The organism is Serratia sp. HRI (assembly GCF_010119335.3).
Classification (GTDB): Bacteria; Pseudomonadota; Gammaproteobacteria; order Enterobacterales; family Enterobacteriaceae; genus Serratia; species Serratia nevei.
On record NZ_CP083690.1, the window covers coordinates 746,214 to 772,289 of the forward strand.

The following is a 26,076-nucleotide window of genomic DNA, read 5'->3' on the forward strand; positions in this document are numbered from 1 at the left end:
ATGGCAAAGAACGCGCAACGCATCCTGTATCGGCTGGCCCCCTGGGCGCTGCCGCTGGCGCTGGTGATCCTCTGGCAGATCGCCGTCGAAACCGGCTGGCTGTCCAACCGTATTTTACCGGCGCCGAGCGCAGTGCTGGCCGCCTTCTGGAGCCTGAGCCAAAGCGGCGAACTGTGGCAGCATCTGAGCATCAGCAGCCAGCGCGCGTTGATCGGCTTTGCCATCGGCGGCAGCATCGGGCTGATCCTCGGCTTTATTACCGGGCTGTCGCGCTGGGGCGAACGCCTGCTGGACAGCTCGGTGCAAATGATCCGCAACGTGCCGCACCTGGCGCTGATCCCGTTGGTGATCCTGTGGTTCGGCATCGATGAATCCGCCAAGATCTTTCTGGTGGCGCTCGGTACGCTGTTCCCGATTTATCTCAATACCTATCACGGCATCAAAAACATCGATCGCGGCCTGTTGGAGATGGCCCGCAGCTACGGCCTGAGCGGTTTCCGCCTGTTTACACAGGTGGTGCTGCCGGGTGCGCTGCCGTCGATTATGGTCGGCGTGCGTTTCGCTCTCGGCTTCATGTGGCTGACGCTGATCGTCGCCGAAACCATCTCGGCCAATTCGGGCATCGGCTACCTGGCGATGAACGCGCGTGAATTTCTGCAAACCGACGTGGTGGTGGTGGCGATCGTGCTGTACGCCCTGCTCGGCAAGCTGGCGGACGTGGGCGCGCAGCTGCTTGAGCGCGTCTGGTTGCGCTGGCATCCGGCCTATCAACTGAAACAGGGAGAAGCGCTATGACCCTTCCCGCTCGCCTTGCGCAAGGCACGCCGGTGACGCTGGAGTCCATCGGCAAAGGTTACGGCAACCGTACGGTGCTGGACAATATTCAGCTGCACATCTCCGCCGGGCAGTTCGTGGCGGTGGTCGGCCGCAGCGGCTGTGGCAAAAGCACCCTGTTGCGCCTGTTGGCCGGCCTGGAACAGGCCAGCAGCGGCGTGCTGCTCAGCGGCAACGCGCCGCTTGCCGCCGTTAAAGAGGATACCCGGCTGATGTTTCAGGATGCGCGCCTGCTGCCGTGGAAAACGGTGATCGACAACGTGGGGCTGGGGCTGCGCGGCCAGTGGCGCGATGCGGCGCTGCAGGCGCTGGACGCGGTCGGCTTGGCGGATCGCGCCCGCGACTGGCCGGCGGCGCTGTCCGGCGGGCAAAAGCAACGGGTCGCCCTGGCGCGCGCGCTGATCCACCGCCCTCGCCTGCTGTTGCTGGACGAACCGCTCGGAGCGCTGGATGCCCTGACGCGCATCGAGATGCAAGGGTTGATAGAAACGCTGTGGCAACAGCACGGTTTTACCGTGCTGTTGGTCACGCATGACGTCAGCGAAGCCATCGCGCTGGCGGATCGGGTGATCCTGATCGAAGAGGGACGCATCGGGCTGGATCTCTCCCTCGATCTGCCACGGCCGCGCCGCAAAGGCTCGGCCCGGCTGGCGGAACTGGAAGCCGAAGTGCTGGAACGGGTATTATCGCCGCCGGCTACCGGGGCCAGCCCGCGCCAGGCGGCGAATTGAACGGATAAAAAAAGGGACGGCAAAAGCCGTCCCTTGATCTATTCAGCGTGAAAAAATCAGGCGTCGAGCGCCTTACTGATCTTCTCGTACAGATCGCCGGACAGATTTTCCAACCCTTTCAACTGTTCCAGCGCCTTGCGCATCAGCGCCTGGCGGCCCGCGTCGTAACGCTTCAGGCGAATCAGCGGTTCAATCAGGCGCGCGGCGATCTGCGGGTTACGCTGGTTGAGATCGCTGAGGATCTCCGCCAGGAACTGATAGCCGCTGCCGTCCGCCGCATGGAACGCCGCCGGGTTACCGGAAGCGAAGCCGCCAATCAACGAGCGGGTGCGGTTCGGGTTGCTCAGGCTGAACGAGCGGTGTTGCAACAGGGCACGCACCTTGCTCAGCACGTCTGCCGCCGGGCTGCTGCCCTGCAGCACGAACCATTTGTCCATCACCAGGCCATCCTGATGCCAGCGCTCGTCGAACGCCGCCAGCAGCGCATCGCGGCACGGCAGCTGGGCCGCGACCGCGGCGGACAGCGCCGCCAACGAGTCGGTCATGTTATCCGCCTGGCGATACTGTTCGCTCACCAGCCGATCCGCCAGCGCCACATCTTCGCCGAACGCCAGGTAGCCCAGGCAAACATTGCGCAAGGCGCGCTTGGCGATCTCGGCGTGCTCCACACGGTAGCCGTCGGTCTTGTTGGCGTGATACACCGCCAGCCATTCATCGGCCAACTCACGCGCCAGGCAGCGTACTATCGCTTCGTGCACCGCAGCGATCGCTTCCGGATCGATGGTGGCGAACAGCTCGGCGATTTCGTTCTCCGACGGCAGCGTCAGGATCTGCGCCGCCAGCGCCGGATCCAGTTTTTCGTCCAGCAGCACCGCGCGGAATGCATCGGCCACGTGCAGCGGCAGCGACAGCGGCTGCTTCTGCTGGTGCCGCGCCACGTTCAGCTTGATATAGGTCGCCAGCAGGCTCTGCGCCGCATCCCAGCGCGCAAATTCATTGCGCGCGTGCTGCATCAGGAAGGTCAGCTGCTGATCGCTGTACGGATAGTCCAGCTTCACCGGCGCGGAGAATTCGCGCAGCAGCGACGGCACCGGCTTGTGCGCCACGCCGTCGAACACGAAGGTCTGCTCCGCTTCGGTGACGTTCAGCACGTTGTTGACCGGCAGGCCGCCCTTTTGCAGCGGAATGACGTTGCCTTCGCTGTCGTACAGTTCGATATCCAGCGGGATATGCAGCGGCAACTTCTCCGGCTGATCGGCGGTCGGCGCGGTTTTCTGGCTGACATGCAGGCGATACTGCTGGGTTTGTGCGTCGTATTCGTCGCGTACCGTCAACAGCGGCGTGCCGGATTGGCTGTACCAACGGCGGAAGCGCGACAGATCGACGTTGGACGCATCCTCCATCGCCTGCACGAAATCGTCGCAGGTGGCGGCGCTGCCGTCGTGGCGTTCGAAATAGAGCTGCATCCCTTTCTGGAAGTTCGCTTCCCCCAGCAAGGTGTGCATCATGCGGATCACTTCGGAACCCTTTTCATATACCGTCAGGGTGTAGAAGTTGTTCATCTCGATCACTTTGTCCGGGCGGATGGCGTGCGCCATCGGGCTGGCGTCTTCGGCGAACTGCGCGCCGCGCATCACGCGCACGTTATCGATGCGGTTGACCGAGCGCGATCCCAGATCGGAACTGAACTCCTGATCGCGGAACACCGTCAGCCCCTCTTTCAGGCTGAGCTGGAACCAGTCGCGGCAGGTCACGCGGTTACCGGTCCAGTTGTGGAAGTATTCGTGGCCGATCACCGCTTCGATGTTCAGGTAGTCCTTGTCGGTGGCGGTTTCCGCCTTCGCCAGCACATATTTGGAGTTAAAGATATTTAACCCTTTGTTCTCCATCGCGCCCATATTGAAGAAATCGACCGCCACAATCATATAAATGTCGAGATCGTATTCCAGGCCGAAGCGGGTCTCGTCCCACTTCATCGAATTCTTCAGCGAAGTCATCGCCCAGTCGGCGCGATCCAGGTTGCCGCGATCGACGAACAGCTCCAGCGCAACCTTACGGCCGGAGCGGGTGGTGAAGCTGTCGCGCAGCACGTCGAAGTCCCCCGCCACCAGCGCGAACAGGTAACAAGGTTTCGGGAACGGATCCTGCCATTGCACCCAGTGGCGGCCATCGGCCAATTCGCCCTGGCCGATGCGGTTGCCGTTCGACAGCAGGAACGGATAGCGCGCCTTGTCGGCCACGATGCGGGTAGTAAAGCGCGCCAGCACATCCGGGCGATCCTGATAATAAGTAATGTGGTGGAAGCCTTCGGCTTCGCATTGCGTGCACAGCGCATCGCCGGACAGGTACAACCCTTCCAGCGCGGTGTTTTTCGCCGGGTGAATGTCGTTGACGATGGTAAGAGTGAATTGTGCCGGCAACTCTTCGATGATCAGTTGGTTATCCTGCTGACGATAGGCACTCCACGGTTGACCGTCGACCTGAATGCTCACCAGCGTCAGATCTTCGCCATCCAGCACCAGCGGGGCGCCGGCCGCACCCTGACGTTTGATTTTACTGACGGCGGTCACGCGCGTAGTTTCCGCATCCAGACTGAAGTCCAAATCGATATCGGTGGTGGTGTAATCAGGCGCGCGATAATCGTGGCGATATTTTGCCTGTGGCTGTTGTGTCATAAAAACCCTTAAACGTCTCAGTGAGTTATAGGTGCAGGCCGCTCTTCTCCTCCGCGCCGCAGCCGGTGTGTTCCCCTGCGGCGCACGGCGGACCTGATTGTGAATAAACTGTATCACAGCTGGCCGAAAAGCCCAGAGCCGCCGGGCGACCACGAGAGAGAAATCAGAGGCAAATCATAAATCGCCGCCAGACGACAGCGCGGGTGACCAATGGCTAAATAGAAATCAGCATTTAATGCTAAAAAAACGCCGTCCGGGCGCGCCGGCATAGTTGAGGCGGCACAGGCGGCATAGTGGTATAATTGCCAAATCAGGCCCAGGGATGACTCGCACTATGAAAATCAAATACGCAATCTATTTTTTTACCCTGTGCCTGATGACCTCCTTCTCGCTGTTCATCGTCGAGGAGCTGCTCGAAGCCCATACCGACTACCGCGATAACCAGCTCAACCTGTATAAGATCGATCGCGCCAAAGAAATTTCCGAGGCCTTCCAGGCCTCACTGCAGGCTCACCGCCTCAAACGATTGAGCCTGATCGATCCGCAAATCACCCGCGCGCAATGTTTGGCCGCCGATCGGGTGGCGCGTGAGAAAATTACCCGGATCCGCGAACATCTGAACGACACGGTCGCCAGGCAGCTCGGAGTACGGCAAAAAATCGCCGCGCTGTCGATGATCGGCCTGATGGAACAGCTGTTGGATAACGACAACCTGCAGCTTTCGCAGGTCAACAACGCCAATGCCAATCTGTTCAACATCAACAGCGCCTATTACATCTCGCAAACCAGCAAGAGCTATTATCGCTACACCTACGATACCCGGATGGTGGATACCGATTCCTTTATGTTTCTCGAGGCCATTCGCCTCAACAACCGGCTGAATATGTCACTGACGGAGTTAAGCGATCAGATTATCGACGTCAACGTCAACCCGCTCGATCGCAAAGACGCCTACCTGAAGTCCATTCAGTTGACCGGCGTGCTGAACGCACTGAGCACCCGATTGATCTTCATGAAGATCAACTACGACGACGTGCAAACCACCGAGCTCGTCAATCAGTTGCTCACCCTGGTGTCGGCCGAACGTCTCAAGCAGGTCACCGATGGGTTATACACCGCCATCAACACCCAAAAACCCTATCCCGCAGCGCTTATTTCGCGCTATGTCGACGAGCTGAGCGGGCTTTCGCAGGCGCTGTATCAACGCAGCTTCGAGCTGGAAACCGTCGCTTCGCGTCACAAAATTTACGATAGCCAGACCACCATTTACGGCATGATCGCGCTCGCCGGCCTGGTGGTGTTGCTGTTCATTTTGCCGGCGCTGGTGTTCTGCACCAACATCAACCGTTGGCTGACCAAGACCCACAACAATATCGTTCGGCTGTCCCGCGGCGAGATGAATATCGATCGCAACGACGCCTTCTACAGCCGGGAACTGATCGCCATCAGCGACGCCATTCAGCAGCTCAGGCAATACCAGCTGGACAAGGTCTCGCTGGAAAGTGAGAAGCAACTGTTGATTAAAGAGCTCGAGGCCTCTTCCTTCCTCGATCCGCTCACCAATATTTATAACCGCCGTAAATTCTTCCTTGAATGTCAGCTGCTGGGTGACAGCAGCTATCCACAGGCCTTTTGCCTGATCGATATCGACAACTTCAAACAGCTCAACGACAGCTATGGCCACGACGTGGGTGACCAGGCGCTGGTGGCATTCGGCCACCTGCTGCAACGCGCGTTCCGCGCCAGCGACATTTTCTGCCGCTACGGCGGCGAAGAGTTCGCGGTGCTGCTGGGCAACTGTTCGTTGGACAACGCGCGGGACATCATGGAGCAATTGCGCACCCGTACTCATCGCCTGACGCTAAATCTGACCGACGGACGGCAAGTGCGTTTCACCACCAGCTGCGGCATTGCGCCGGTCAACGCGTTCACCGCGCTGCAGGCGGCGATCAAACAGGCGGACGAAGCGCTCTATTTTTGCAAAAAGAACGGCAAGGATCGGGTCAGCGTACACACTCAGGTCGGGTTTATCTGATTCGCTGTTTAAAATAATTAACATTATAATTTTTATGACTAATTAGGCTAAGTCATTCACCTTACACGCATATCTGGCTTTTTTTCTTCCCCGCCGCCGCCAGGCCGCCATAAAGGCACGTTTAATCCTCGACCCGCTTTGGTGATTTATGGTGTGATGCAGCTTCAATAACAGGATAATCCGGGTATACTCCACCCCCACTTTTATGATTATCCGGATTTGGACACGCGCCTGACGAGGATGCTGTAACGCGCTATGACTCAATACGCTTCCCCGATTTTGACATCACTGCTTGATACCGATGCTTATAAGCTTCATATGCAGCAAGCAGTGTTCCATCGCTATCCCGCGATCAGCGTGGCGGCGGAATTCCGCTGCCGCGGCGACGAACTGCTGGGCGAATATGCCGACGAGATCCGCGCCCAGGTGGCGCTGATGAGCAGGCTGGCGCTGACCGACGCCGAATTCGCTTATCTCTCGGGCCTGCCCTTCTTCCGTCAGGATTATCTGAACTGGCTGCGGACGTTTCGCTACGATCCGCAGCAGGTGATCGTCGAGAACCGTGACGGCAAGCTGCACATCCGCATCGCCGGGCCGTGGCGCGAAGTGATCATGTGGGAAGTGCCGCTGCTGGCGGTGATCAGCGAAGTGGTGCACCGCCGCCGCTCTGCGCAGGTGACGCCGGAACAGGCGGTGGCACATCTGCAGACCAAGCTGGCACAGTTCAAGACGCTGGCGGGCGATCTGGACCTTTCGCGCTTCAAGCTGATGGACTTCGGCACCCGTCGCCGTTTCTCTCAGGGCGTTCAGCAGGCCATCGTCAGCACCTTGCAGGCCGAATTCCCGTACTTATCGGGCACCAGCAATTACGATCTTGCTCACCAGCTCGGCCTGGTGCCGGTCGGCACGCAGGCGCATGAATGGTTCCAGGCGCACCAGCAGATAAGCCCGGTGCTGGCCAACAGCCAGCGCGCCGCATTGCAAGCCTGGCTGGATGAATACCCGGACCAGCTTGGCATCGCGCTCACCGACTGCATCACCATGGACGCCTTCCTGCGCGACTTCGGCCCTCAGTTCGCCGAGCGTTATCAGGGGCTGCGCCACGATTCGGGCGATCCCGTTGAGTGGGGCGAAAAGGCCATTGCCCACTACGAGAAACTGGGCATCGATCCGATGAGCAAAACGCTGGTGTTCTCGGACAACCTGGATCTGGACAAAGCGCTGGCGCTCTACCGCCACTTCTATCAACGCATCAACCTCGGATTCGGCATCGGCACGCGCCTGACCTGCGATATTCCCGGCGTCAAGCCGCTGAATATCGTGATCAAACTGGTCGAGTGCAAAGGCAAACCGGTGGCCAAGCTCTCCGACAGCCCCGGCAAAACCATTTGTCAGGATCAGGCGTTCGTCAGGGCCCTGCGCAAAGCCTTCGATCTGCCGCTGGTGAAGAAAGCCAGCTGATCCTTCTTTATATAGGGAGAAAGCCGGCCCGGTTCACGCGCCGGCTTTTTTGTTTTTATCCCGAACGCCCTCTTTTCAGCCAGCCACGATAAATGTTGCGCCAATCCGATGATTTCTGCTTGTGCTCTGCACCGCGGCAAGTAACATAGCCATTACCCCCATATTCTTGGGTTGTAAGCTATTTCTAAACCAAATTATTAAAGAGAGAAATCTATGAGCGTAGTGCCTGTAGTCGACGTACTGCAAGGTCGTGCTGCGGTTGACAGTGAAGTCACCGTACGCGGCTGGGTACGTACCCGGAGAGATTCAAAAGCTGGTATCTCCTTCCTGGCCGTCTATGACGGTTCCTGCTTTGATCCGTTACAGGCCGTCGTTAATAATTCTCTGCCGAATTATCAGGATGAAGTACTGCACCTGACCACCGGTTGCTCGGTTGAAGTGACCGGTAAGGTCGTCGCCTCACCGGGCGAAGGCCAGAGCTTCGAACTGCAGGCCACCGCGATCAAAGTGGTCGGCTGGGTCGACGATCCGGACACTTACCCAATGGCGGCCAAACGCCACAGCATCGAATACCTGCGCGAAGTGGCCCACCTGCGCCCGCGCACCAACCTGATTGGCGCCGTGGCGCGCGTGCGTCATACCCTGGCGCAGGCGATCCACCGCTTCTTCCATGAAAACGGCTATTTCTGGGTGTCCACCCCGCTGATCACCGCCTCCGATACCGAAGGCGCCGGCGAGATGTTCCGCGTGTCCACGCTGGATCTGGAAAACCTGCCGCGCACCGACAAGGGCACCGTCGACTTCAGCGAAGACTTCTTCGGTAAAGAAGCCTTCCTTACCGTTTCCGGCCAGCTGAACGGCGAAACCTACGCCTGTGCGCTGTCCAAGGTTTACACCTTCGGCCCAACCTTCCGCGCCGAAAACTCCAACACCAGCCGCCATCTGGCAGAATTCTGGATGATCGAGCCGGAAGTGGCCTTCGCGACGCTGGACGACGTTGCCGGCCTGGCCGAAAGCATGTTGAAGTATGTGTTCCAGGCGGTGCTGGATGAACGTGCCGATGACCTGAAATTCTTCGCCGAGCGCGTGGATAAAGACGCAATCTCTCGTCTGGAGCGTTTCGTTTCTTCCGATTTCGCTCAAGTGGACTACACCGACGCCATCGAGATCCTGCTGGCCTCGGGCCAAACCTTCGAAAACCCGGTTTCCTGGGGCATCGATCTCTCTTCCGAGCATGAACGTTACCTGGCTGAGAAACACTTCCAGGCGCCGGTGGTGGTGAAAAACTACCCGAAAGACATCAAAGCGTTCTATATGCGCATGAACGAAGACGGCAAAACCGTCGCGGCCATGGACGTTCTGGCACCGGGCATCGGCGAAATCATCGGCGGCTCGCAGCGTGAAGAACGCCTCGACGTCCTCGACCAGCGTCTGGAAGAGATGGGGCTGAATAAAGAAGACTACTGGTGGTATCGCGATCTGCGCCGCTACGGCACCGTGCCGCACTCCGGTTTCGGCCTGGGCTTTGAACGTTTAATCGCCTATGTCACCGGCGTGCAAAACGTGCGCGATGTGATTCCATTCCCACGCACGCCACGTAACGCAAGCTTCTAATTTATACGATCAAACGTTTTTTAAACGATTTCGTTACAAAACAAAGGCCAGCATCGCTGGCCTTTCGCATTTTTTAATATTGACGCACGTCACAAAGCTCCCTAAAAATTACATTTGGTTACATATATTTTCTTTTTGCAACCCGATTGGAACATTGGTATCATTTTCGTCCTAGATTAACCCGCCTGTGAATGGAACACTGCGTTCAGACACAGGACGACACCAATCTATCAACAATAGTTCCCAAAGAATTATTGGCGGCAGTGGCAAAGGTGTCCGAATAACACCAATGAGGGTAATAATGATGAAGCGCAACATTCTTGCAGTGGTTATCCCGGCTCTGTTGGCTGCTGGTGCAGCAAACGCAGCTGAAATCTACAACAAAGACGGCAACAAGCTGGATCTGTACGGCAAAGTTGACGGTCTGCACTACTTCTCCAAAGACAAAGATAATGACGGCGATAAGACCTATGTTCGTTTTGGCTTCAAAGGTGAAACCCAGATTACTGACCAACTGACCGGTTACGGCCAGTGGGAATACAACGTTCAGTCCAACCACTCCGAGTCTCAGGGCACCGAAGGCACCAAAACCCGTCTGGGCTTTGCCGGTCTGAAATTCGCTGACTACGGCTCCTTCGACTACGGCCGTAACTACGGCGTACTGTACGACGTGGAAGGCTGGACCGATATGCTGCCAGAGTTCGGTGGCGATACCTACACCTACTCCGACAACTTCATGACCGGCCGTACCAACGGCGTTGCGACCTATCGTAACAACAACTTCTTCGGTCTGGTTGACGGTCTGAACTTCGCTCTGCAATACCAGGGCAAGAACCAGAACGACGGTCGTAACGTTAAGAAACAGAACGGCGACGGCTGGGGTATCTCCTCTACTTATGACATCGGCGAAGGCGTAAGCTTCGGCGCTGCATACGCTTCTTCCAACCGTACCGACGATCAGAAACTGCGTTCCAACGAGCGTGGCGACAAGGCTGACGCATGGACCGTGGGCGCGAAATACGACGCCAACAACGTTTACCTGGCGGCCATGTACGCAGAAACCCGTAACATGACTCCATTCGGCGGCGGTGACTTCACTAACACCTGTGCTGCTTCTGAAAAATGCGGCGGTTTCGCCAGCAAAACTCAGAACTTCGAAGTGACTGCTCAGTACCAGTTCGACTTCGGTCTGCGTCCAGAAGTGTCTTACCTGCAGTCTAAAGGTAAAAACCTGAACGTCCCAGGCGCGGGTTCTGACCAGGATCTGGTTAAATATGTTTCTGTTGGTACCACTTACTACTTCAACAAAAACATGTCCACCTACGTTGATTACAAAATCAACCTGCTGGATGACAACGCGTTCACCAAAGCAACCGGCACCGCTACTGACGATATCGTAGCTGTTGGTCTGGTGTACCAGTTCTAAGTTGTCTCGCTTAACGGCGGTTTACCGTCGGCTAAGTTAAAAAACAGGGCTTCGGCCCTGTTTTTGTTTGTGTCAGCCGGTAATTTTTTATCCTGCCAATTTCTCCTTCCCCATCATTTTTTCTGCCTAATACTCCCCCTTCGCAAGATCGCGGTGTTTTTATCGCAAACGGTTGGCAAAGCCGGTAACTGGCGTTACCCTGATGCTTCTGTCTGCTTAACTCCGAGATTTGGAAGCACCTGACATGTTTGAAAAAATCACCGCCGCACCCGCCGACCCGATACTGGGCCTGACCGACATTTTCCGCGCCGACGCCCGCCCGAATAAAATCAATTTAGGGATTGGCGTTTATAAAGACGAAACCGGTAAAACCCCGGTGCTGACCAGCGTAAAAAAAGCTGAGCAGTATCTGCTGGAAAATGAGACCACCAAAAACTATCTCGGTATTGAGGGCATCCCGGCGTTCGCCAGCTGCACGCAAGAACTGTTGTTCGGCAAAGAGAGCCCGATCGTCGCCGATCGTCGCGCGCGCACCGCACAGACGCCAGGCGGCACCGGCGGCCTGCGCGTGGCGGCAGACTTTATCGCTAACCAGACCAGCGCCAAACGCATCTGGATTAGCAACCCAAGCTGGCCGAACCACAAGAACGTCTTTAGCGCCGTGGGCCTGGAAGTGCTGGAATACGCCTACTACGACGCCGCCAACCACGCGTTGGATTTCGACGGCCTGCTGAACAGCCTGAAACAGGCGCAGGCCGGCGATGTGGTGCTGTTCCACGGCTGCTGCCATAACCCGACCGGTATCGATCCAACGGCGGAGCAGTGGGCGCAGCTGGCCGAACTTTCCGTCGCCAACGGCTGGCTGCCGCTGTTCGACTTCGCTTATCAGGGCTTCGCCAATGGACTGGAAGAGGATGCGCAGGGCTTGCGTATTTTCGCCGCCAAACATAAAGAGCTGATCGTCGCCAGTTCCTACTCGAAAAACTTCGGTCTGTACAATGAGCGCGTCGGCGCTTGCACCATTGTGGCTGCCGATGCCGAAACCGCCGATCGCGCCTTCAGCCAGGTGAAAGCGGCGATTCGCGCCAACTATTCCAACCCGCCGTCACACGGTGCGGCCGTGGTGGCCACTATTCTGGGCAACGACGCGCTGCGCGCGATGTGGGAGCAGGAACTGACCGACATGCGCCAGCGTATTCACCGCATGCGTCAGCTGTTTGTGAACACCCTGCAGGAGAAAGGCGCACAGCAGGACTTCAGCTTCATCATCCAGCAGAACGGCATGTTCTCGTTCAGCGGCCTGACCAAAGAACAGGTGCTGCGTCTGCGCGAAGAGTTCGGCGTCTACGCCGTTAACTCAGGCCGGGTGAACGTGGCTGGCATGACGCCGGACAACATGGCGCCGCTCTGTGAAGCCATCGTCGCCGTGCTCTAAAAGCATCGACGCAGGTCATAAAAAAAGGGGCGCTCTATGCGCCCCTTGATTTTTCCTGCCGGGAAATAATCGTTACCACACCGCCGGCTCTTCGCGCAGGAACGGGTTGGTCTGGCGCTCGTGACCGAAGGTCGACATCGGGCCGTGGCCAGGAATAAAACGCATGTCGTCGCCCAACGGCAACAGTTTGGTACGAATAGAGGCAATCAGCGCCTGATGGTCACCGCGCGGGAAGTCGCTGCGCCCCACGCCGCCGTTAAACAGCACGTCGCCCACCAGCGCCAAACGCGCCTGCTCATTGATAAAGACGATGTGGCCCGGCGTATGCCCTGGACAGTGCAGCACCTTGAGCGTCATCTCACCCACCTGCATCTCATCGCCTTCCGACAGCCAGCGGGTCGGCGTCAGCGGCGCGCACTCTTCCAGTCCAAACATCCGGCTCTGCGCCGGCAAACCGTCCAGCCAAAACGCGTCTTCTTTATCCGGGCCGTAGATCGGCACCTGATAATGGTCCGCCAGCTCCGCCGCCGCACCGACGTGATCCAAATGGCCGTGCGTCAGCAGAATCTGAGTGATCGTCACCCCCTGCCGCGCGACTTCCGCTTTGATTTTCTCCGCTTCACCGCCGGGATCGACCAACGCCGCCTGCTGCGTGTTTTCGCACCAAATCAGGCTGCAATTCTGGCTAAAGGCGGTAACGGGAATAAGATGGTATTTCATAAGGCTCCAACGACAATAACGCCGCGTCCGCAAGGGGCGGCGTTATTCACTGATGGCACAGCGATTACCAGGTCCGAACCGGGCCGGTATCGATGTGTACAAAGTTGCTACGTGGGTAATATCCTACACCACCGGCGCGCATTTTTAACGCCGCTTTACGTATATTACTCAATTGGATGCCTTCGATATGGAAATCCATCGCCTGGCCTTTGGTGTGGTAGCTGTGCTTGGCCACGCCGCGACTATGCGCACGCAGTTCGTTGTTGGTATCTACGGAACGGTATCCGGAGATCAGCTGCACCGGCTTGCTGGTGCCCAGCAGCCCCTGCAGGCGATAGAGGTGATCAAACAAGCGGGGATCGATCGATTTAACCTTGTTGGCGCGATAATCGCGGAACAGATGATTTAGCCGCACCAACTCTTCTTTATTGTATCCTTTGCCGTCAAAGAACTCGGCTTTAATAGATTCACCGGTATTCAGGTTATTCAGCACTAAAATACGCGGTCGAGCGGTGGAAAGACTGGCAAACGCCTGCCCTGGAAGCAGCGCTATGCCCATAGCGGCGCCACCTAGCGCCAGCCATTTACGGCGGTGATGATCAATTTTGTCCATGACTCTATTAAACCCGGCAAGAATGTCAAAATAAATGCACAAAGCAGCGCACTGTCCGAACCATAACCGCCTGCGTATGCTGAGTCAACCCGCGATACGCCTAGGTTTACAGGCCCCCGGCGACGAGGGCCTGCGGTATAGCCAAACATTCTGACCGTTATTTATTTATAATTACTGCATTTACTGCATTAATTTTTTGGCCTGAGCCAAAATTTGTGCGCCCGATCGCACCGTATTATCATAATTGTAAATATCTGTACGGAATTGCGGTTGGCCGTCATCCGAAACCCAGGCGGTCAGATAATACAGTTTTACAGGAATACGCTGGCGAATATTCACATAAGTGGTATTCCCCTCTTTCAGCGTGGAAGACACGCGGCTGTTGTTCCAGCCGGCGTCCTGCAGCAGCATATTCGCCAAATCGGAAGCCTTATTCACCCGCACGCAGCCGGAGCTGAGTGCGCGGATATCTTTCTGGAACAGGCTGTGGTTCGGGGTATCGTGCAGGTAGATGGCGTCCGAGCTCGGCATATTGAACTTGAAGCGCCCCAGCGAGTTGGTGGCACCCGGCGCCTGACGGACGCGGTACGGGAAGTTGCGCGCAGAAACCATACTCCAGTCGATCATCGCCGGGTTGATCACTTCCGCATCGTTGCTCCAACCCGACAGTACCGTATAGCCGTGTTTCTGGAAGTAATTACCGTCGCGCATCGCCTTCGGCACAATGTCCTCGCGCACCAGCGTGGTCGGCACGTTCCACGGCGGGTTGACCACCACGTTGTTCAACGCGCTGCTCATCAGCGGCGTCTTACGGCTCGGCCGCCCGACGATCACGCGGGAAGACAGCACTTCATTGCCGTTCTGGTAGTAGGTCAGCGAGTAGTTGGGAATATTCACCATAATGCCGGTGCCGACATGCCCCGGTAAAATTCGCAGGCGTTGGATATTCAGCGCCAGCAGCGCGGCGCGGGTTTTCGGTGACACGTTGAGCCACTCACGGGTGCGCACGCCGATCACGCCGTCCGCCGTCAACCCCTGCCATTTCTGGAAGCGCTTGACGCCCTCCACCAGCTCATTGGTATAAAGATTGTCGCTCACCACGCTGCCAATCTGCGGCGGCGTCTGCTCCGCAGTCAACTCCGTTACCGGCGCCGCCGATGGGCTGACCGTCACGCGGCTTTTCTCTTCGTCTACCGTCAGCCCGCCATCGTCGGGCTCATTGCTCTTCGCCGAGACCACCGCCGGTTCCGGCTCCGCTTCCGGCGCCGAGGCAGCCAGCATGCCGGTACGCGTCAGGATCTCACGCAGCGCCGGGATATCGTTGCTCATTTGGCCTGGGCGCAGGCTCGGGCCGCTGCCCACCTGTGGCCACGGACGATTGTCCGCCAGCATGTCGCGCAGCGCCTGATGCATCTTGGCGTATTGCGGATGCTGCGGCGCGAGCGAATTCACATAGCTCAGGGTACGCGCCTGGCGCACCGCCAGTTGCCATTGGTTGATCACCGCGGTGGGCGGCAAGCCAAGCTTGTAGGGAATATTGCTGTACAGCCAGTTGTTGCCGTTGGCACCGATGGCAGAGACGAACTGTAAATAGCCCAGCATCGCATCGGACAGCACCGCATCGCGGCCCGCTTCACTGAGCGCCGGATCGGTCAACATTTTCACCCATTGGGTAAACTGCGGCTGCACGCCGGACATCGCCAGTTCGGCCAGCTGCTGCTGAAACTGCTGAACGGCTTCGCGATCCTGCCACATCGGCTGCATGTGATTCGCCGCATACAGCGGTGCCAACGTGGAAAGGTAGTGCAAATCCATGCCGCGCGGCAACGCGGCCAGCAGCTCAGAACGGCTCTGCGCAACGGACATGCCTGCTGATGCCACCGGCAACGCCGTGACGGTAGCCGATGCGGAAAACGACGACACAAGACTACAGGCGATAGCGCCACTCAGCGCCAAACGTCGTAGAGAGTTTCCCTTTTTAAGCAACATCCCTTGCCCCCTGTATGCTCACAAAAAAAACGTCAAAAACTGCATATAGTTTCAGTATACAAACAGAAAGGCCGTTTCGCCCTGCGGGCGTCGAATAACTGTTTATGTGATTAAACTAACCGCTTTTCAACGGATAAAAAAGCAGGACTATCATCCACGCGCACAAAAAAATAGCCACCCTGCGGCGGCTATTTTCGGATTTTTAGGGCGTTTTTCTGCGTTACGGCGTTTCAACCGGCGCAGTACCCAGCGCCGGCGGCTCGCCGGCGAAACCGCGCAGCCCCACCACGTGCACATGCTCGTGGTTCTGGAACACTTTACGCACCAGTTTATAGGTGGTGCCCTTCTCCGGACTGATGTTTTCCGGCGCCGCGATGATCAGCTGCATCTCCAGACGGTCGCACAGTTCGAACAGCGTAGCGATCGACTTGGCGTCCAGACGCGCCGCTTCATCGAGGAACAGCAGGCGACACGGCGAGATGTCTTTACCGCGCAGGCGGCGGGATTCTTCTTCCCAACTCTGCACCACCATCACCAGGATTGACATCCCGGTACCGATGGCTTCACCGGTAGACAACGCGCCGCTTTCCGCACGCAGCCAGCCGTCGGAGCCACGGTATACCTCCACTTCCATCTCCAGGTAGTTGCGGTAGTCCAGCAACTCCTCGCCGATGGTCTGTGGCGTGCGCTGCCCCATGTCGATCTGCGGATTCAGGCGCTGATACAGCTTGGCCAACGCTTCGGAGAAGGTCAGACGGTTGCTGTTGAACAGATCCTGATGCTGTTCCTGCTGCTCGGAGAGCACGTCCAGCAGGGTGGCATGCGCTTCGCGCACATTGACGTTCAGGCGCACGCTCTTCACCTGGCCGAAGGAAACGGCCTGCAGCCCCTGGTTCAGCATGCGAATGCGGTTCTGTTCGCGCTGAATGGTTTTGCGAATGATGTTGGCCACGCTTTTCGAACTGATCGCCAGCTTCTGCTCGCGCGCGGTCAGCTCTTCGGTCAGACGGCCCAGCTCGATTTCCATCTGTTCGATGGCCTCGACCGGATCGTCGGTGCGGATGATGTCCTGACGGATGCGCTCGCGCAGGTGCTGGTACACCGCGATATAGAACTGAATCTTACGCTCCGGCCGCTTCGGATCTTCCGACAGGCGCAGCACGTCGCGCAGGTGTTCGTTATCTGCCACGGCCAGACGCAGCGCACCGAGCGCCTTATCCGACATCGAGCGCAGCTCGTCGCCATCCATATACGCCAGCTCGCGGCGGTGCAGGCGGCGTTCCACGCCGTTGTCTTTCACCAGGCGCATCACCGCGCACCAGCCCGCCTTGGCGGTCACCACCTGCTCGCGCAGCTGATGATAATCGCGTTCCAGCTTGCGCAGTTTCTTCTGCAGGCCGTCCATTTCGGCTTCGCAGAAGGTCAGCTGTTTCTCCAGCTGATTGCGGCGAGCGCGGTTGTTGCTCAGCGCCGCATGCAGTTCGTCGCGACGCGCGCGGGCGCGCGCTTCGGCATTGGCGTCGGCCTGCACGCCGATGTCCACCAGCTCCTGGCTCAGCTCTTTCAGCATGTCGCGCTTGGCGTCGTACGAGCTTTTCAGCGAGGCCAGCACCTGGCTGTACTGGGTGAACTGGGTTTGATACTGACGCAGTTGCTCACGGGCGCGGGCGCGTTCGGTTTCCGCCTGCTCCAGTCGCTGGCGCAGCTTATCGTTCAGATCGTTGTTGGCATTCTGCATGCCGGCAGAGTCGGTGTAGCTGAAGTGCGCGCGACGCTGCACCACTTCAGTCAGCGCGAACGCCTGCTGTTTAGCCTGACGCTGCACGCTTTGCGCCTGCGCGTAGTCCTGCTGCAGCTGTTCATGCTGCTGCGGATCGCTCTGCAGCACCGACAGCAGCGGTTCCAGCTTGGCCAGCGACACGCCGTGCTGTTGGATATGACGCGCGGCGTCCTGCGCTTCTTCCAGCTCTTCGCGGATCTCGTCGACGCGGTCCTGCAACGTTTCATCGTTCAGCAACGACACCAGCGGCATCAGGCGGTTGAGCGCGGAAATGCCCTCTTTGGCCTGTTCATACTGCTGACGCTGCTGCTGGTTCTGCGCTTCGTGATTGTTCAGCGCACGTTCGATCTCGCCACGACGGGCGTTCAGGCCGCGGATCTCCGCTTCCGGGTCGGCGTCGAACGCCACCGCCAGATGGGTACCGATAAAGCGGCTGAAAGCCTGGTGCGAGCGCTGGGTTTTCTGCACGTCGAACGACAGCGTGGCGTAGCGCTCCGCCAGCGTTTCACGCTCGGCATGCAGCACTTCCAGACGGTTTTCGCGCGCCGCGCGGCCGAACAACGGCACTTCCGGATAACGGGAGTAACGCCACTGGCGATCGGCGATCTTCACCACCACCGCTTTGTCCTGCTCTTCGACGGCGAACACGCTGTCATCGAACGACTGCGGATCCCCTTCGATCAGGTAAAGATCTTCCGGGCAATCTTCCAGCCCTTCAAGCATCTCACGCACCAGCGACAGATCCGGCACCACGATAGCGTGGCGCGAAGGGCCGTACAGCGCCGAGAAGTAAGGCGCGTCGTCGATGGTGACGTCATCGTAAATTTCCGACAGCAGCACGCCGCCGAAACGTTCGGCCAGCGTGACCAGGCGCTGATCTTCCGCGCCGCCCGGCTGGCTGAGACGTTCGATCTGCGCTTCCACTTCACGTTTGCGGGCCGCCACTTCGTCGCGCTCGACGGTGGTTTCACGCTCGCGCTCCAGCAGCTGCTGCATGTATTCGGTCACCTGCTGGCTGTTTTCCAGCGGCTCTCCGCTCTGATCGCTGAGCTGGCCCAGGGCGTCCTGCGCCGCCAGCCACACCGGCGCGCGCGCCGTCAGCTCACGGATGCGCTGCTGGATCTGCTCCAGCTCCTGGCGCATCTCCATGCGGCGTTCGCCGGCTTCGCTGACGTTCTGCGACAGCGCTTCCAGGCGCTCTTCCAGCTCCTGCTGCAGCATATCGAGATCGTCAGGCTGGTACTCTTGGCCATGGCGTTTGCAAAACTCTTGCAGCAGGCGCTCGGCGTCCTGCTGCGAGCGCAGACGCTGTTCCAGTTCGCTCAGGCGCAGGCGCAGCGGCTGAACGCGCTCGGCGAGGTGCTGCTGCGAAGGCCAGTCGCGCAGCAATTCGCGCGCGCACTGCCAGGCTTCGCTGCGGCTGACCTGGCCGGCGATTTTCCCCACCAGCTGATAGGCCTGTTCGAACTGGCCATGCGCGGCGTCGGCCACGCTCAGCTTCTGTTCCAGCATCAGCAACGCTTCGGTCGCTTCCTGTTCGCGGGCCTGGAAGGTGTCCAGCCACTGTTCGGCGTTATCTGCAGTCAGATCCGGCAGTTGGCACAGGGCGCGTGCGCGCTCCAACGCCTGCAGCGCCTGCTGGTACTGAATGGCGCGGGTCTGCTGCACGTCGAGCGCCTGCTGGTAGTCGGCCAGCTGGCTCTTCAGCTCATCCACTTCCAGCTCGGCCGCTTCGGCGCGCGCTTCGTTTTCGGCCTGTTGCTCGCTCGCCTCGGCCACCACTTCGTTCTGCTCTTCCAGACGGTAGGTCAGCTCTTCCAGATCGGCTTCATAGCGTTCGATCTTCTCCTGCTGACGCATCGCCGTCTGCACCAGATTCAGGTGATCGCTGGCGGCCTGGTAATCGGTTTCCAGATCGGATTCGGCACCGCTCTGTTCGCTCAGCTCACGCGCCATTTCCACATGGCGATACTGTTCAGCGGCCAGCTGCTTGCGGCTGCCCAACAGATCGCTGCGCAGCGCCAGCGCGCCGTCCAGATGGATGCGGCGTTCGTTGGCGTGGCGCATATAGTCCGCCGCCACATAGGAAGTGGCCTCGGAGATCAGATGTTTGAACAGATCGCGGTCCGACTGGGTGACGCGAATCGCCTCCAGCGTCATGCGGTTTTCGCGCAGCGCCGCTTCCATGTCCTGGAACGCCTTGCGCACGCCGCTGTTTTCCGGCAGCAGGTAATCGCGCAGCGAGCGGGTGATGGCGCTGGAAATACCGCCGTACAGCGACGCTTCAATCAGACGGTAGAACTTGCTGCGATCGGCGGACGAACGCAGACGCTTCGGGATCACGCCCAGATCGAACATCAGCGAGTGGTAATCGGTGATGGAGTTGAACTGCTTGAACTGCACCCCCTCCATCTCTTCCACGCGATCCTTCAGCTCCTGCAACGACAGCACGCGCGCCTGGCGCTCACCCACGGTCTGGGTCAGCAGCTCGGTCGGCTGCACCGCGGTCGGCAGGCCCTGGATGGTGAACGGTTTGATGTCGACCTTGCGATCGCGCCCCGCCACCTGCTGCAGACGCACGCCCACCACCACGCGCTGGTGGCGCGAGTTGACGACGTCGAGAGTCGAGTAACACACGCCGGCGCGCAGCTTGCCATGCAGGCCTTTATCGCGCGAGCCGCTGGTGGCGCCCGCTTCGGTGGTGTTACGGAAGTGCAGCAGCGTCAGATCGGGGATCAGTGCGGTGACGAAGGCCGCCATGGTGGTGGATTTCCCTGCCCCGTTACCGCCGGACAGCGTGGTCACCAGCTCATCCAGATCAAAGGTGCGGGCGAAGAAGCCGTTCCAGTTAACCAGCGTCAGCGAGCGAAATTTACCGCGTTCAATCATTCCTGTTCATCCTCTGCACCGTCAGGAGCGTTATCAACCTGCTGATCCTCAGCCTCATTCTCATCGTTCAGCGACAGGCTGGTTTCAACCGGCATCGCCTCGCCGTCGCGAATCATGCGCAGCTGCGCTTCACGCGGATCGTCGCCGCTGCGCACGTCGGCACCGAAGCGGAACACCGCCTCGGTAATGCGGAACTTGCTGCTGTCATTGCCCATGAAGTAGACCATGCCGAGGCGGCGAAGGCGGTTCAGCGAGGTACGCACCTTTTCGTGCAGCTTCTGCCGATCGAGATCCGAGCCGGTGGAGCGCTGGTTGACGAACTTCAGCAGCTTGTTCTCATCGGCCAGGCTCAGCAGCTCGTCGTACAGCTCCTGATGGCTGAAAATGCCCTCATGCGCCAGGCGCTCGGGGCTGAGATACAGGTAACACAAGATTTTACCGACCATCATATCCAGCTCGGACAGCACCGAACGCGGGATCAGCGTGGTGGAGCGCGGGCGCAAATAGAAGAAACCTTCCGGCGCCCGAATCAGCTCGACGCTGTAACGGGTGTAAAATTCTTCCAGCTCATCCTGGAAATCCATTAAAAAGGCGTGGTTGTCCAGCTCATCGATACCGATGTGACGACCCGCGCGCAGTTGGCTGTCCAGCGCCGGGAACAGCGAGTTGGACAGTGCCTTGGCCAGCTTGACTGGCATTACTTGTTCAATATTTGTCGATGACATGGGCCTGGACCTTGGCTCCGTAATCATTGATTGCCTGCCATTCCGCCGGCAACCCTGAGAAATCTGCTTCAGCCACACCGAGGCGCACTGCCTGGTCGACCACTAAGCGTGCCACGTCGAAATGACGCGCACGCGGATATTGCGCCAGATAATCGCGCATCACCGCTGCAAGGTTGAGCGGCATCTGCTGTTCCTGATACACCTTCAGCGCCTCTTCGATCATTGCCGCCAGCTGTTCGCGAATTTCGCTGAACTCTTCGAACTCCAGATCCGGCGGCAGTTCCCCGGTCACTTCCTCGCTGCGCAGCGCCAGTTCTTCGTCGCGCATGTCCAGCAGGCGATCGGCATTGGCATGGGTCAGCGCCCACGGGTGGTCGAAATAGGTTTGCACCGACTGGCGCAGGCGTTGGGCGAACACGCGGTTTTTATCCATATCGATAGCGGTACGGATAAATTTATGTACGTGGCGATCGTAGCCGATCCACAGGTCGATCGCCTGCTGGCCCCAGCTGATGATGCGATCAAGCTTGCTTTGCAGATCGAACACCAGCTTGTCGACAAAGCCCAGCTCCACGTTGCCGAGGGTCGCGTCCTGGATACGCAGCAGGTTGGCCTGCAGCTTATCGCCCGCCGCATCCAGCGTATCCTGCAGCTCGCGCAGGGTGCCCGAGGTTTCCGACAGCAGCATCTCGCAGCTGGAGATCGCCGCCCGCCAGTCTTTGCTCAGCAGCGCCGCGATGTCGTTTTTCACGCTCTGCTGCTGCTCGTCCATCACGCGTTGGGTCATGTCGATGCTGTCGAAGATTTCCGCCACCGAATATTTCAACGGCGCGAACACGTTGCGGTGCCAATGGAAATCGTCGCCGCCCTCGTCGGCGGCGTCGGCGGCGCGCTTGAGTTCCTGCGCCACGATCGACAGCTGCATCGACAGACGCAGCGTGGAGAATTCGCGTTGGCGAATATAGTAATCGGTAATGCCGATACCCAGCGGCGTGAGGCGGTAAATCGCGTTGCCGTCCGCCAGTTCGCTGGTAAAGCGGTTCAACAGGCGCTGGCGCACCATGTCGTTGATCGCATTGTTGGCGCGCATCGCCACCGTTTCATGCGTCTGTTCAAAACCCTTGCTGACATGGCGAAATGCATCAACCAGCTCACCTTCGCTCATCTCGCCGTCCAGCCGTTCGCCGTTCAGGGTGGCGATGGCGAGCAGAAATGCGAGACGCTCCGTAGGGAGCGAAATAGAGAAATCATTTTTCCGTGCCCAGGCGACCAGTTCGGGTACTGTCTGGGAAAATTCACTCATAGTTCGTCCTTCAGGTTTGGTTTATGCGCCATGACGTGAATATAGCGCCCCAAACTCACGTACGGCTCCTGCCGGCAATAGTGCTGTTCAAGCGCCAGTAACTCTTCAAATTTTTGTGTTTGCAGCTGTCTGCTCTGCAGATAGTCGTGGAACACCCGCACGCCGGTTTTGCCGCCGATGCGCATGCCCAGCTGTTCCAGCCAACCGTAGACCAATAGCGGATCGTGCGGATATTGCGGCGACAGCGAACGCTTGCGGCGCCGCCTGACCTCGGGATCCACCAGTTGGAAATTACCCAACACCACGTTGCGCATCAAGAGGCCGTTGGCGTTGAAGAACATCAGCGACAGCGCGCCGCCCGGCGTCAGGCAGTCATACAACGCCTGCAGCGCCGCTTCGGGCTCGGCGATCCATTCAAGCACTGCATGAAACAATATCAGATCAACCGGCTGTTCCAAATGTTGAGCGATATCCTGCGCAGAACTTTGTACGAATTGCATGTTCTGGCTCACACCTTTCTGCTCAGCCAGCTGCGCGGCGCGCTGGATCATCTCACCAGAAAGATCGCACAACAACACCTGATGTCCTAATTCTGCCAGCTGGCAGGCCATATGGCCTTCACCGCCCCCGGCGTCGAGGATGCGCAGCGGCCGCTGCGGCAACTGCGCCAGCAACCCGGTCAGATCCTGCCAAACCACCGCCTGGCGGATTTTTCCTTTCGTGGTGCCGTAAATATTACGCGCAAATTTTTCAGCAATATCGTCAAAATTGCGATCCTGCATGGACAACGGCTCCGCTGATCCCATTCTTGTCGGCGGCAAAGCGCACGCCTATTCAAACCTGCTATTTTGGCACAGACTGGCTTAGAATGTATCTTCTTGCGGCCGGTTTATGCCTGGATGCCGATTTTTCACCCAAAAGGATCTGATTTTCGATGCTGTTCAACCTGAAAAAGTTCTTTGGCGCCATGCTGATGCCGCTGCCGCTGTTGATGCTGCTGATGGGGCTGGCGCTGCTGCTGCTGTGGTTCACCCGCTGGCAAAAAAGCGGTAAGACGATTTTTACGCTGAGCTGGCTGTTTTTACTGCTTTTCAGCCTGCAGCCGGTGGCCGACCGGCTGCTGCGGCCGATCGAAGCCCAATACCAGACTTATCGCGGCAACGATCCGGTCAGTTACATCGTGGTGTTGGGCGGGGGCTATACCTACAATCCCGATTGGGCGCCCAGCTCGAATTTGCTCGGCAACAGCCTGCCGCGCGTGACGGAAGGCGTGCGGCTTTACCTTGCACACCCCGGCGCCAGAATGGTGTTTACCGGCGCATCCGCCGGAAGCATGCAAAGCAACGCCGCCACGGCGGCGCTGGTGGCCGAAAGCCTGGGCGTGCCGCGCAGCGATATGGTGATCCTGAGGGAACCGCGCGATACCGAGGAAGAAGCCGCTCAGGTCGCCAAGTTGGTCGGCGAGCAACCGTTCATTCTGGTGACCTCCGCCAACCATCTGCCGCGCGCCATGCGCTTCTTCGAGGCGAAAGGCCTGCACCCGATCCCGGCGCCGGCCAACCAGTTGGCGATCGACTCGCCGCTGAATATCTGGGATCGCGCCACACCGTCCTCGATGTTCCTCGGCCATACCGAACGTGCCTGGTATGAAACGCTGGGCAGCCTGTGGCAGTGGCTGAAAGGCGCGGATCGCGCCGGCGCCGAGTAAGGCCCGTTCAACCGGCCAGCCAGGGCAGCAGCTGTTGCGACGCATAGTCGAACGGCCGCCGCTCCAGCTTGCCGGTATGAACCAAGCGCCCTACCGCTTCCCACACCACATACAGCCAGCGCCGCGCCAGGAAAGCGTCGGCGACCGGCGCGCGCTGCAGATAGCGGAATAGCAGTTGGCTGGGCATACCCGCCTCGCACAGGCGGAAAAGATCGTATTCGCGCGGCGCCCACAGCACCACGCCGGGATTAAGCATCGCCAGCAGCTGATCGCTTTTGGGATCCTTCAGCATGCTGCGCAGCGACAGGTTACCGTGCACCAGAACACAGGGATCGTCGAAGCCGACGAAGAAATGGGTCAGCGTTTCGCGCGTGCGGTACAGCAAACGCCGATCCGCCATGGTCAGCTGCGGGGTGGTGAGATTGACTACCGTCGCCCACAGCACTTCGACCCGCTGTTGATACCAGCAAAACCAGTCGTTCTCCTGCGTGCTGTCAACGCTGCCGACGCTGCCGTGGCTGTCGATGCGGTGCCAGGCCAATATCCCGTCAACGATCTGTTCCATCAGCATGTTCCAGCGATCCGGCGAGCGCGTCGGCGCTTCAGCCGACACGCCGCGCAGGCGCTCGATCAGCAGGATTTCCTTATACGGCGTCTGTTGAGTACACACCACGCCGTACACCGTGGGCAGCCGAATATCCCCGTCGCGCGCCAGCATCGACAGCTTGTAAGCCTCCTGCTGGGCGATGCCTTGACAGATAAAGCTTTTCGCCATCAGCGGGATCGCGTTGCCCTGCCGATCGTACAGCGAATACATATGCGCATAAGGCTGCTCGCTCACCCGCTCCAGCCGGCTGATGGACTCACCCAGCACAATGCTCAGTTCGGCGCGTAACTGCTCCATAAGGCATTCACCTCAGGCTAATAAGGGGGGATGTAACATCATCGAACGGTGAGCGGAAAAATTCTTCAACGCAGATCAACAAAACGGGGAACAATCATGGGGATTGCATCGTCGGCGCGTTGCGCGGCGCGCCGACGAACTCAGGCTCAGGGTTGGATGCTGTCGCGCACGCGCTGGAGATCTTCCGGCGTATCGACCCCCACGCTCGGGATCGCTTTCGCGACCGCCACGTGGATTTTTTCACCGTACCACAGCACGCGCAGCTGTTCCAACAGCTCGATCTGTTCCAGCTGGCTCGGCGCCCAGCTGACGTAGCGACGCACGAAGCCGGCGCGGTACGCGTAGATGCCGATATGACGCAGCAGACTGTCGCCGATGCTCTCTTTCGACGCGGCGAAACGTTCACGGTCCCACGGAATGGTGGCGCGTGAAAAATAGAGCGCGTAGCCCTGCGCGTCCATCACGACCTTCACCGCGTTGGGGTTGAAAGCCTCTTCGACACTCTCGATCGGCACCGCCAACGTCGCCATGCCGGCCTGGCTGCCCGCCAGGTTCTCCGCCACCTGACGCACGATCACCGGTGGGATCAGCGGTTCGTCGCCCTGCACGTTAACGATGATCTGGTCGTCGGCAAAGCCGTAGTGCGCGATCACTTCCGCCAGCCGCTCGGTGCCGGAATGGTGATCCGGGCTGGTCATGCACACTTCGCCGCCGGCGGCTTCCACCGCTTTGGCGACTTCAGGATGATCGGTCGCCACGATGACGCGGCTGGCGCCGGACTCGCGGGCGCGCTCCATCACGTGTACCACCATCGGCTTGCCGTGAATATCGGCCAGCGGTTTACCCGGCAAACGGGTCGAGGCGTAGCGGGCGGGAATAATAGCGATAAAACTCATGCGTGCTTCTCATCCAGCGACAGCGCACGCGCTTCATTTTCCAACAGCACCGGAATGCCATCGCGCAGCGGGTAAGCCAACCCGTCCGCTTTGCACACCAGTTCCTGGTTTTCTTTATTGAAATAGAGTTTGCCGTTGCATACCGGGCAGGCAACGATTTCGAGTAAACGGTGGTCCATGCATCCTCCGTAAGGGGATAGGTCATCTGGGAAAGGCTGTGAGGATAGCATAACGCCCGGCCTCAGGTTAATCACCGGTGGCGCCAACCCACCGATATTTCCTCATCGCGCGGGGGCAACAGCTTGAACTGGGGCGCATCCCGGCGTAGAATTTTGTGA

Annotated in this window: 19 protein-coding genes; 8 read left to right on the forward strand and 11 right to left on the reverse strand. The window is 58.9% G+C overall.

The features are described 5' to 3' along the window. Positions 1 to 795, forward strand: a complete 795-nt coding sequence (gene ssuC / locus GF111_RS03735) for an aliphatic sulfonate ABC transporter permease SsuC (RefSeq protein WP_033646585.1) — start codon at positions 1 to 3, stop codon at positions 793 to 795. Beyond that, on the forward strand, positions 792 to 1,565 hold the full coding sequence (ssuB, locus tag GF111_RS03740) for an aliphatic sulfonates ABC transporter ATP-binding protein (RefSeq protein WP_038874242.1): 774 nt from the start codon (positions 792 to 794) through the stop codon (positions 1,563 to 1,565). The genes ssuC and ssuB overlap by 4 nt, the downstream gene beginning before the upstream one ends. A 56-nt stretch (positions 1,566 to 1,621) precedes the next feature. Here ssuB and pepN read toward each other — a convergent pair whose 3' ends face one another. After that, positions 1,622 to 4,240, reverse strand: coding sequence for an aminopeptidase N (gene pepN, locus GF111_RS03745; RefSeq protein WP_048233263.1), 2,619 nt, complete (start codon positions 4,238 to 4,240; stop codon positions 1,622 to 1,624). Positions 4,241 to 4,574: 334 nt separating this feature from the next. On the opposite strand from pepN, the gene GF111_RS03750 reads away from it, so the two are divergent. The 5 genes from GF111_RS03750 to GF111_RS03770 all read left to right on the forward strand — a co-directional run bounded on the left by GF111_RS03750 (position 4,575) and on the right by GF111_RS03770 (position 12,211). After that, the gene (locus GF111_RS03750) at positions 4,575 to 6,275 is read left to right on the forward strand and encodes a GGDEF domain-containing protein (protein ID WP_038874237.1); all 1,701 of its coding nucleotides are present in this window, start codon (positions 4,575 to 4,577) and stop codon (positions 6,273 to 6,275) included. Between the two features lie 255 nt (positions 6,276 to 6,530). Next, entirely contained in the window at positions 6,531 to 7,736 is a 1,206-nt protein-coding gene (gene pncB, locus GF111_RS03755) for a nicotinate phosphoribosyltransferase (RefSeq protein WP_048233260.1), read from the forward strand. Between the two features lie 213 nt (positions 7,737 to 7,949). Beyond that, positions 7,950 to 9,350: an asparagine--tRNA ligase gene (gene asnS, locus GF111_RS03760; protein WP_038874233.1), complete on the forward strand. Its 1,401-nt coding sequence runs from the start codon at positions 7,950 to 7,952 to the stop codon at positions 9,348 to 9,350. Between the two features lie 301 nt (positions 9,351 to 9,651). Next, positions 9,652 to 10,776, forward strand: coding sequence for a porin OmpC (ompC, locus tag GF111_RS03765; RefSeq protein ID WP_304622125.1), 1,125 nt, complete (start codon positions 9,652 to 9,654; stop codon positions 10,774 to 10,776). A gap of 244 nt (positions 10,777 to 11,020) precedes the next feature. Next, positions 11,021 to 12,211: an amino acid aminotransferase gene (locus tag GF111_RS03770; protein WP_019454526.1), complete on the forward strand. Its 1,191-nt coding sequence runs from the start codon at positions 11,021 to 11,023 to the stop codon at positions 12,209 to 12,211. A 72-nt stretch (positions 12,212 to 12,283) separates the two neighbouring features. Here GF111_RS03770 and GF111_RS03775 read toward each other — a convergent pair whose 3' ends face one another. The 7 genes from GF111_RS03775 to cmoM form a co-directional block, all read right to left on the reverse strand. Further along, a complete protein-coding gene (locus tag GF111_RS03775) occupies positions 12,284 to 12,931 on the reverse strand; it encodes an MBL fold metallo-hydrolase (protein ID WP_038880818.1) in 648 nt (215 codons plus the stop codon). A 64-nt stretch (positions 12,932 to 12,995) separates the two neighbouring features. Beyond that, positions 12,996 to 13,544, reverse strand: coding sequence for a YcbK family protein (locus GF111_RS03780; protein WP_025302289.1), 549 nt, complete (start codon positions 13,542 to 13,544; stop codon positions 12,996 to 12,998). Positions 13,545 to 13,724: 180 nt separating this feature from the next. Further along, positions 13,725 to 15,533, reverse strand: a complete 1,809-nt coding sequence (gene ldtD / locus GF111_RS03785; RefSeq protein ID WP_071605332.1) for a L,D-transpeptidase — start codon at positions 15,531 to 15,533, stop codon at positions 13,725 to 13,727. A 220-nt stretch (positions 15,534 to 15,753) separates the two neighbouring features. After that, complete coding sequence (gene mukB, locus GF111_RS03790) at positions 15,754 to 20,202, reverse strand: chromosome partition protein MukB (RefSeq protein ID WP_060434201.1); 4,449 nt, start codon at positions 20,200 to 20,202, stop codon at positions 15,754 to 15,756. Then, positions 20,199 to 20,927, reverse strand: a complete 729-nt coding sequence (mukE, locus tag GF111_RS03795) for a chromosome partition protein MukE (RefSeq protein WP_033637863.1) — start codon at positions 20,925 to 20,927, stop codon at positions 20,199 to 20,201. Before mukE ends, mukB begins: the two co-directional genes overlap by 4 nt. After that, positions 20,908 to 22,230 (reverse strand): chromosome partition protein MukF, encoded by a 1,323-nt coding sequence (gene mukF, locus GF111_RS03800; protein WP_004928228.1) that lies wholly within the window; start codon positions 22,228 to 22,230, stop codon positions 20,908 to 20,910. The genes mukE and mukF overlap by 20 nt, the downstream gene beginning before the upstream one ends. Next, entirely contained in the window at positions 22,227 to 23,012 is a 786-nt protein-coding gene (gene cmoM, locus GF111_RS03805) for a tRNA uridine 5-oxyacetic acid(34) methyltransferase CmoM (protein WP_015377334.1), read from the reverse strand. Before cmoM ends, mukF begins: the two co-directional genes overlap by 4 nt. Before the next feature lie 152 nt (positions 23,013 to 23,164). On the opposite strand from cmoM, the gene elyC reads away from it, so the two are divergent. Further along, positions 23,165 to 23,938, forward strand: a complete 774-nt coding sequence (elyC, locus tag GF111_RS03810; RefSeq protein ID WP_038880809.1) for an envelope biogenesis factor ElyC — start codon at positions 23,165 to 23,167, stop codon at positions 23,936 to 23,938. A gap of 7 nt (positions 23,939 to 23,945) precedes the next feature. Here the strand turns inward: elyC and GF111_RS03815 are convergent, their stop codons facing one another. The 3 genes from GF111_RS03815 to GF111_RS03825 form a co-directional block, all read right to left on the reverse strand. Further along, entirely contained in the window at positions 23,946 to 24,842 is an 897-nt protein-coding gene (locus GF111_RS03815; RefSeq protein ID WP_038880806.1) for a YcbJ family phosphotransferase, read from the reverse strand. Between the two features lie 146 nt (positions 24,843 to 24,988). Beyond that, entirely contained in the window at positions 24,989 to 25,738 is a 750-nt protein-coding gene (kdsB, locus tag GF111_RS03820; protein ID WP_038880803.1) for a 3-deoxy-manno-octulosonate cytidylyltransferase, read from the reverse strand. Continuing rightward, on the reverse strand, positions 25,735 to 25,917 hold the full coding sequence (locus tag GF111_RS03825; protein ID WP_004928237.1) for a Trm112 family protein: 183 nt from the start codon (positions 25,915 to 25,917) through the stop codon (positions 25,735 to 25,737). Before GF111_RS03825 ends, kdsB begins: the two co-directional genes overlap by 4 nt. Positions 25,918 to 26,076: the final 159 nt, after the last annotated feature.

Coding starts and splice junctions, on each gene's coding strand:
- mukF (WP_004928228.1), bottom strand. CDS start 22,230: ATGAGTGAATTTTCCCAGACAGTACCCGAACTGGTCGCCTGGGCACGG.
- kdsB (WP_038880803.1), bottom strand. CDS start 25,738: ATGAGTTTTATCGCTATTATTCCCGCCCGCTACGCCTCGACCCGTTTG.
- cmoM (WP_015377334.1), bottom strand. CDS start 23,012: ATGCAGGATCGCAATTTTGACGATATTGCTGAAAAATTTGCGCGTAAT.
- ssuB (WP_038874242.1), top strand. CDS start 792: ATGACCCTTCCCGCTCGCCTTGCGCAAGGCACGCCGGTGACGCTGGAG.
- GF111_RS03770 (WP_019454526.1), top strand. CDS start 11,021: ATGTTTGAAAAAATCACCGCCGCACCCGCCGACCCGATACTGGGCCTG.
- GF111_RS03780 (WP_025302289.1), bottom strand. CDS start 13,544: ATGGACAAAATTGATCATCACCGCCGTAAATGGCTGGCGCTAGGTGGC.
- ompC (WP_304622125.1), top strand. CDS start 9,652: ATGATGAAGCGCAACATTCTTGCAGTGGTTATCCCGGCTCTGTTGGCT.
- pepN (WP_048233263.1), bottom strand. CDS start 4,240: ATGACACAACAGCCACAGGCAAAATATCGCCACGATTATCGCGCGCCT.
- pncB (WP_048233260.1), top strand. CDS start 6,531: ATGACTCAATACGCTTCCCCGATTTTGACATCACTGCTTGATACCGAT.
- elyC (WP_038880809.1), top strand. CDS start 23,165: ATGCTGTTCAACCTGAAAAAGTTCTTTGGCGCCATGCTGATGCCGCTG.
- mukE (WP_033637863.1), bottom strand. CDS start 20,927: ATGTCATCGACAAATATTGAACAAGTAATGCCAGTCAAGCTGGCCAAG.
- mukB (WP_060434201.1), bottom strand. CDS start 20,202: ATGATTGAACGCGGTAAATTTCGCTCGCTGACGCTGGTTAACTGGAAC.
- GF111_RS03825 (WP_004928237.1), bottom strand. CDS start 25,917: ATGGACCACCGTTTACTCGAAATCGTTGCCTGCCCGGTATGCAACGGC.
- ssuC (WP_033646585.1), top strand. CDS start 1: ATGGCAAAGAACGCGCAACGCATCCTGTATCGGCTGGCCCCCTGGGCG.
- asnS (WP_038874233.1), top strand. CDS start 7,950: ATGAGCGTAGTGCCTGTAGTCGACGTACTGCAAGGTCGTGCTGCGGTT.
- GF111_RS03750 (WP_038874237.1), top strand. CDS start 4,575: ATGAAAATCAAATACGCAATCTATTTTTTTACCCTGTGCCTGATGACC.
- GF111_RS03815 (WP_038880806.1), bottom strand. CDS start 24,842: ATGGAGCAGTTACGCGCCGAACTGAGCATTGTGCTGGGTGAGTCCATC.
- GF111_RS03775 (WP_038880818.1), bottom strand. CDS start 12,931: ATGAAATACCATCTTATTCCCGTTACCGCCTTTAGCCAGAATTGCAGC.
- ldtD (WP_071605332.1), bottom strand. CDS start 15,533: ATGTTGCTTAAAAAGGGAAACTCTCTACGACGTTTGGCGCTGAGTGGC.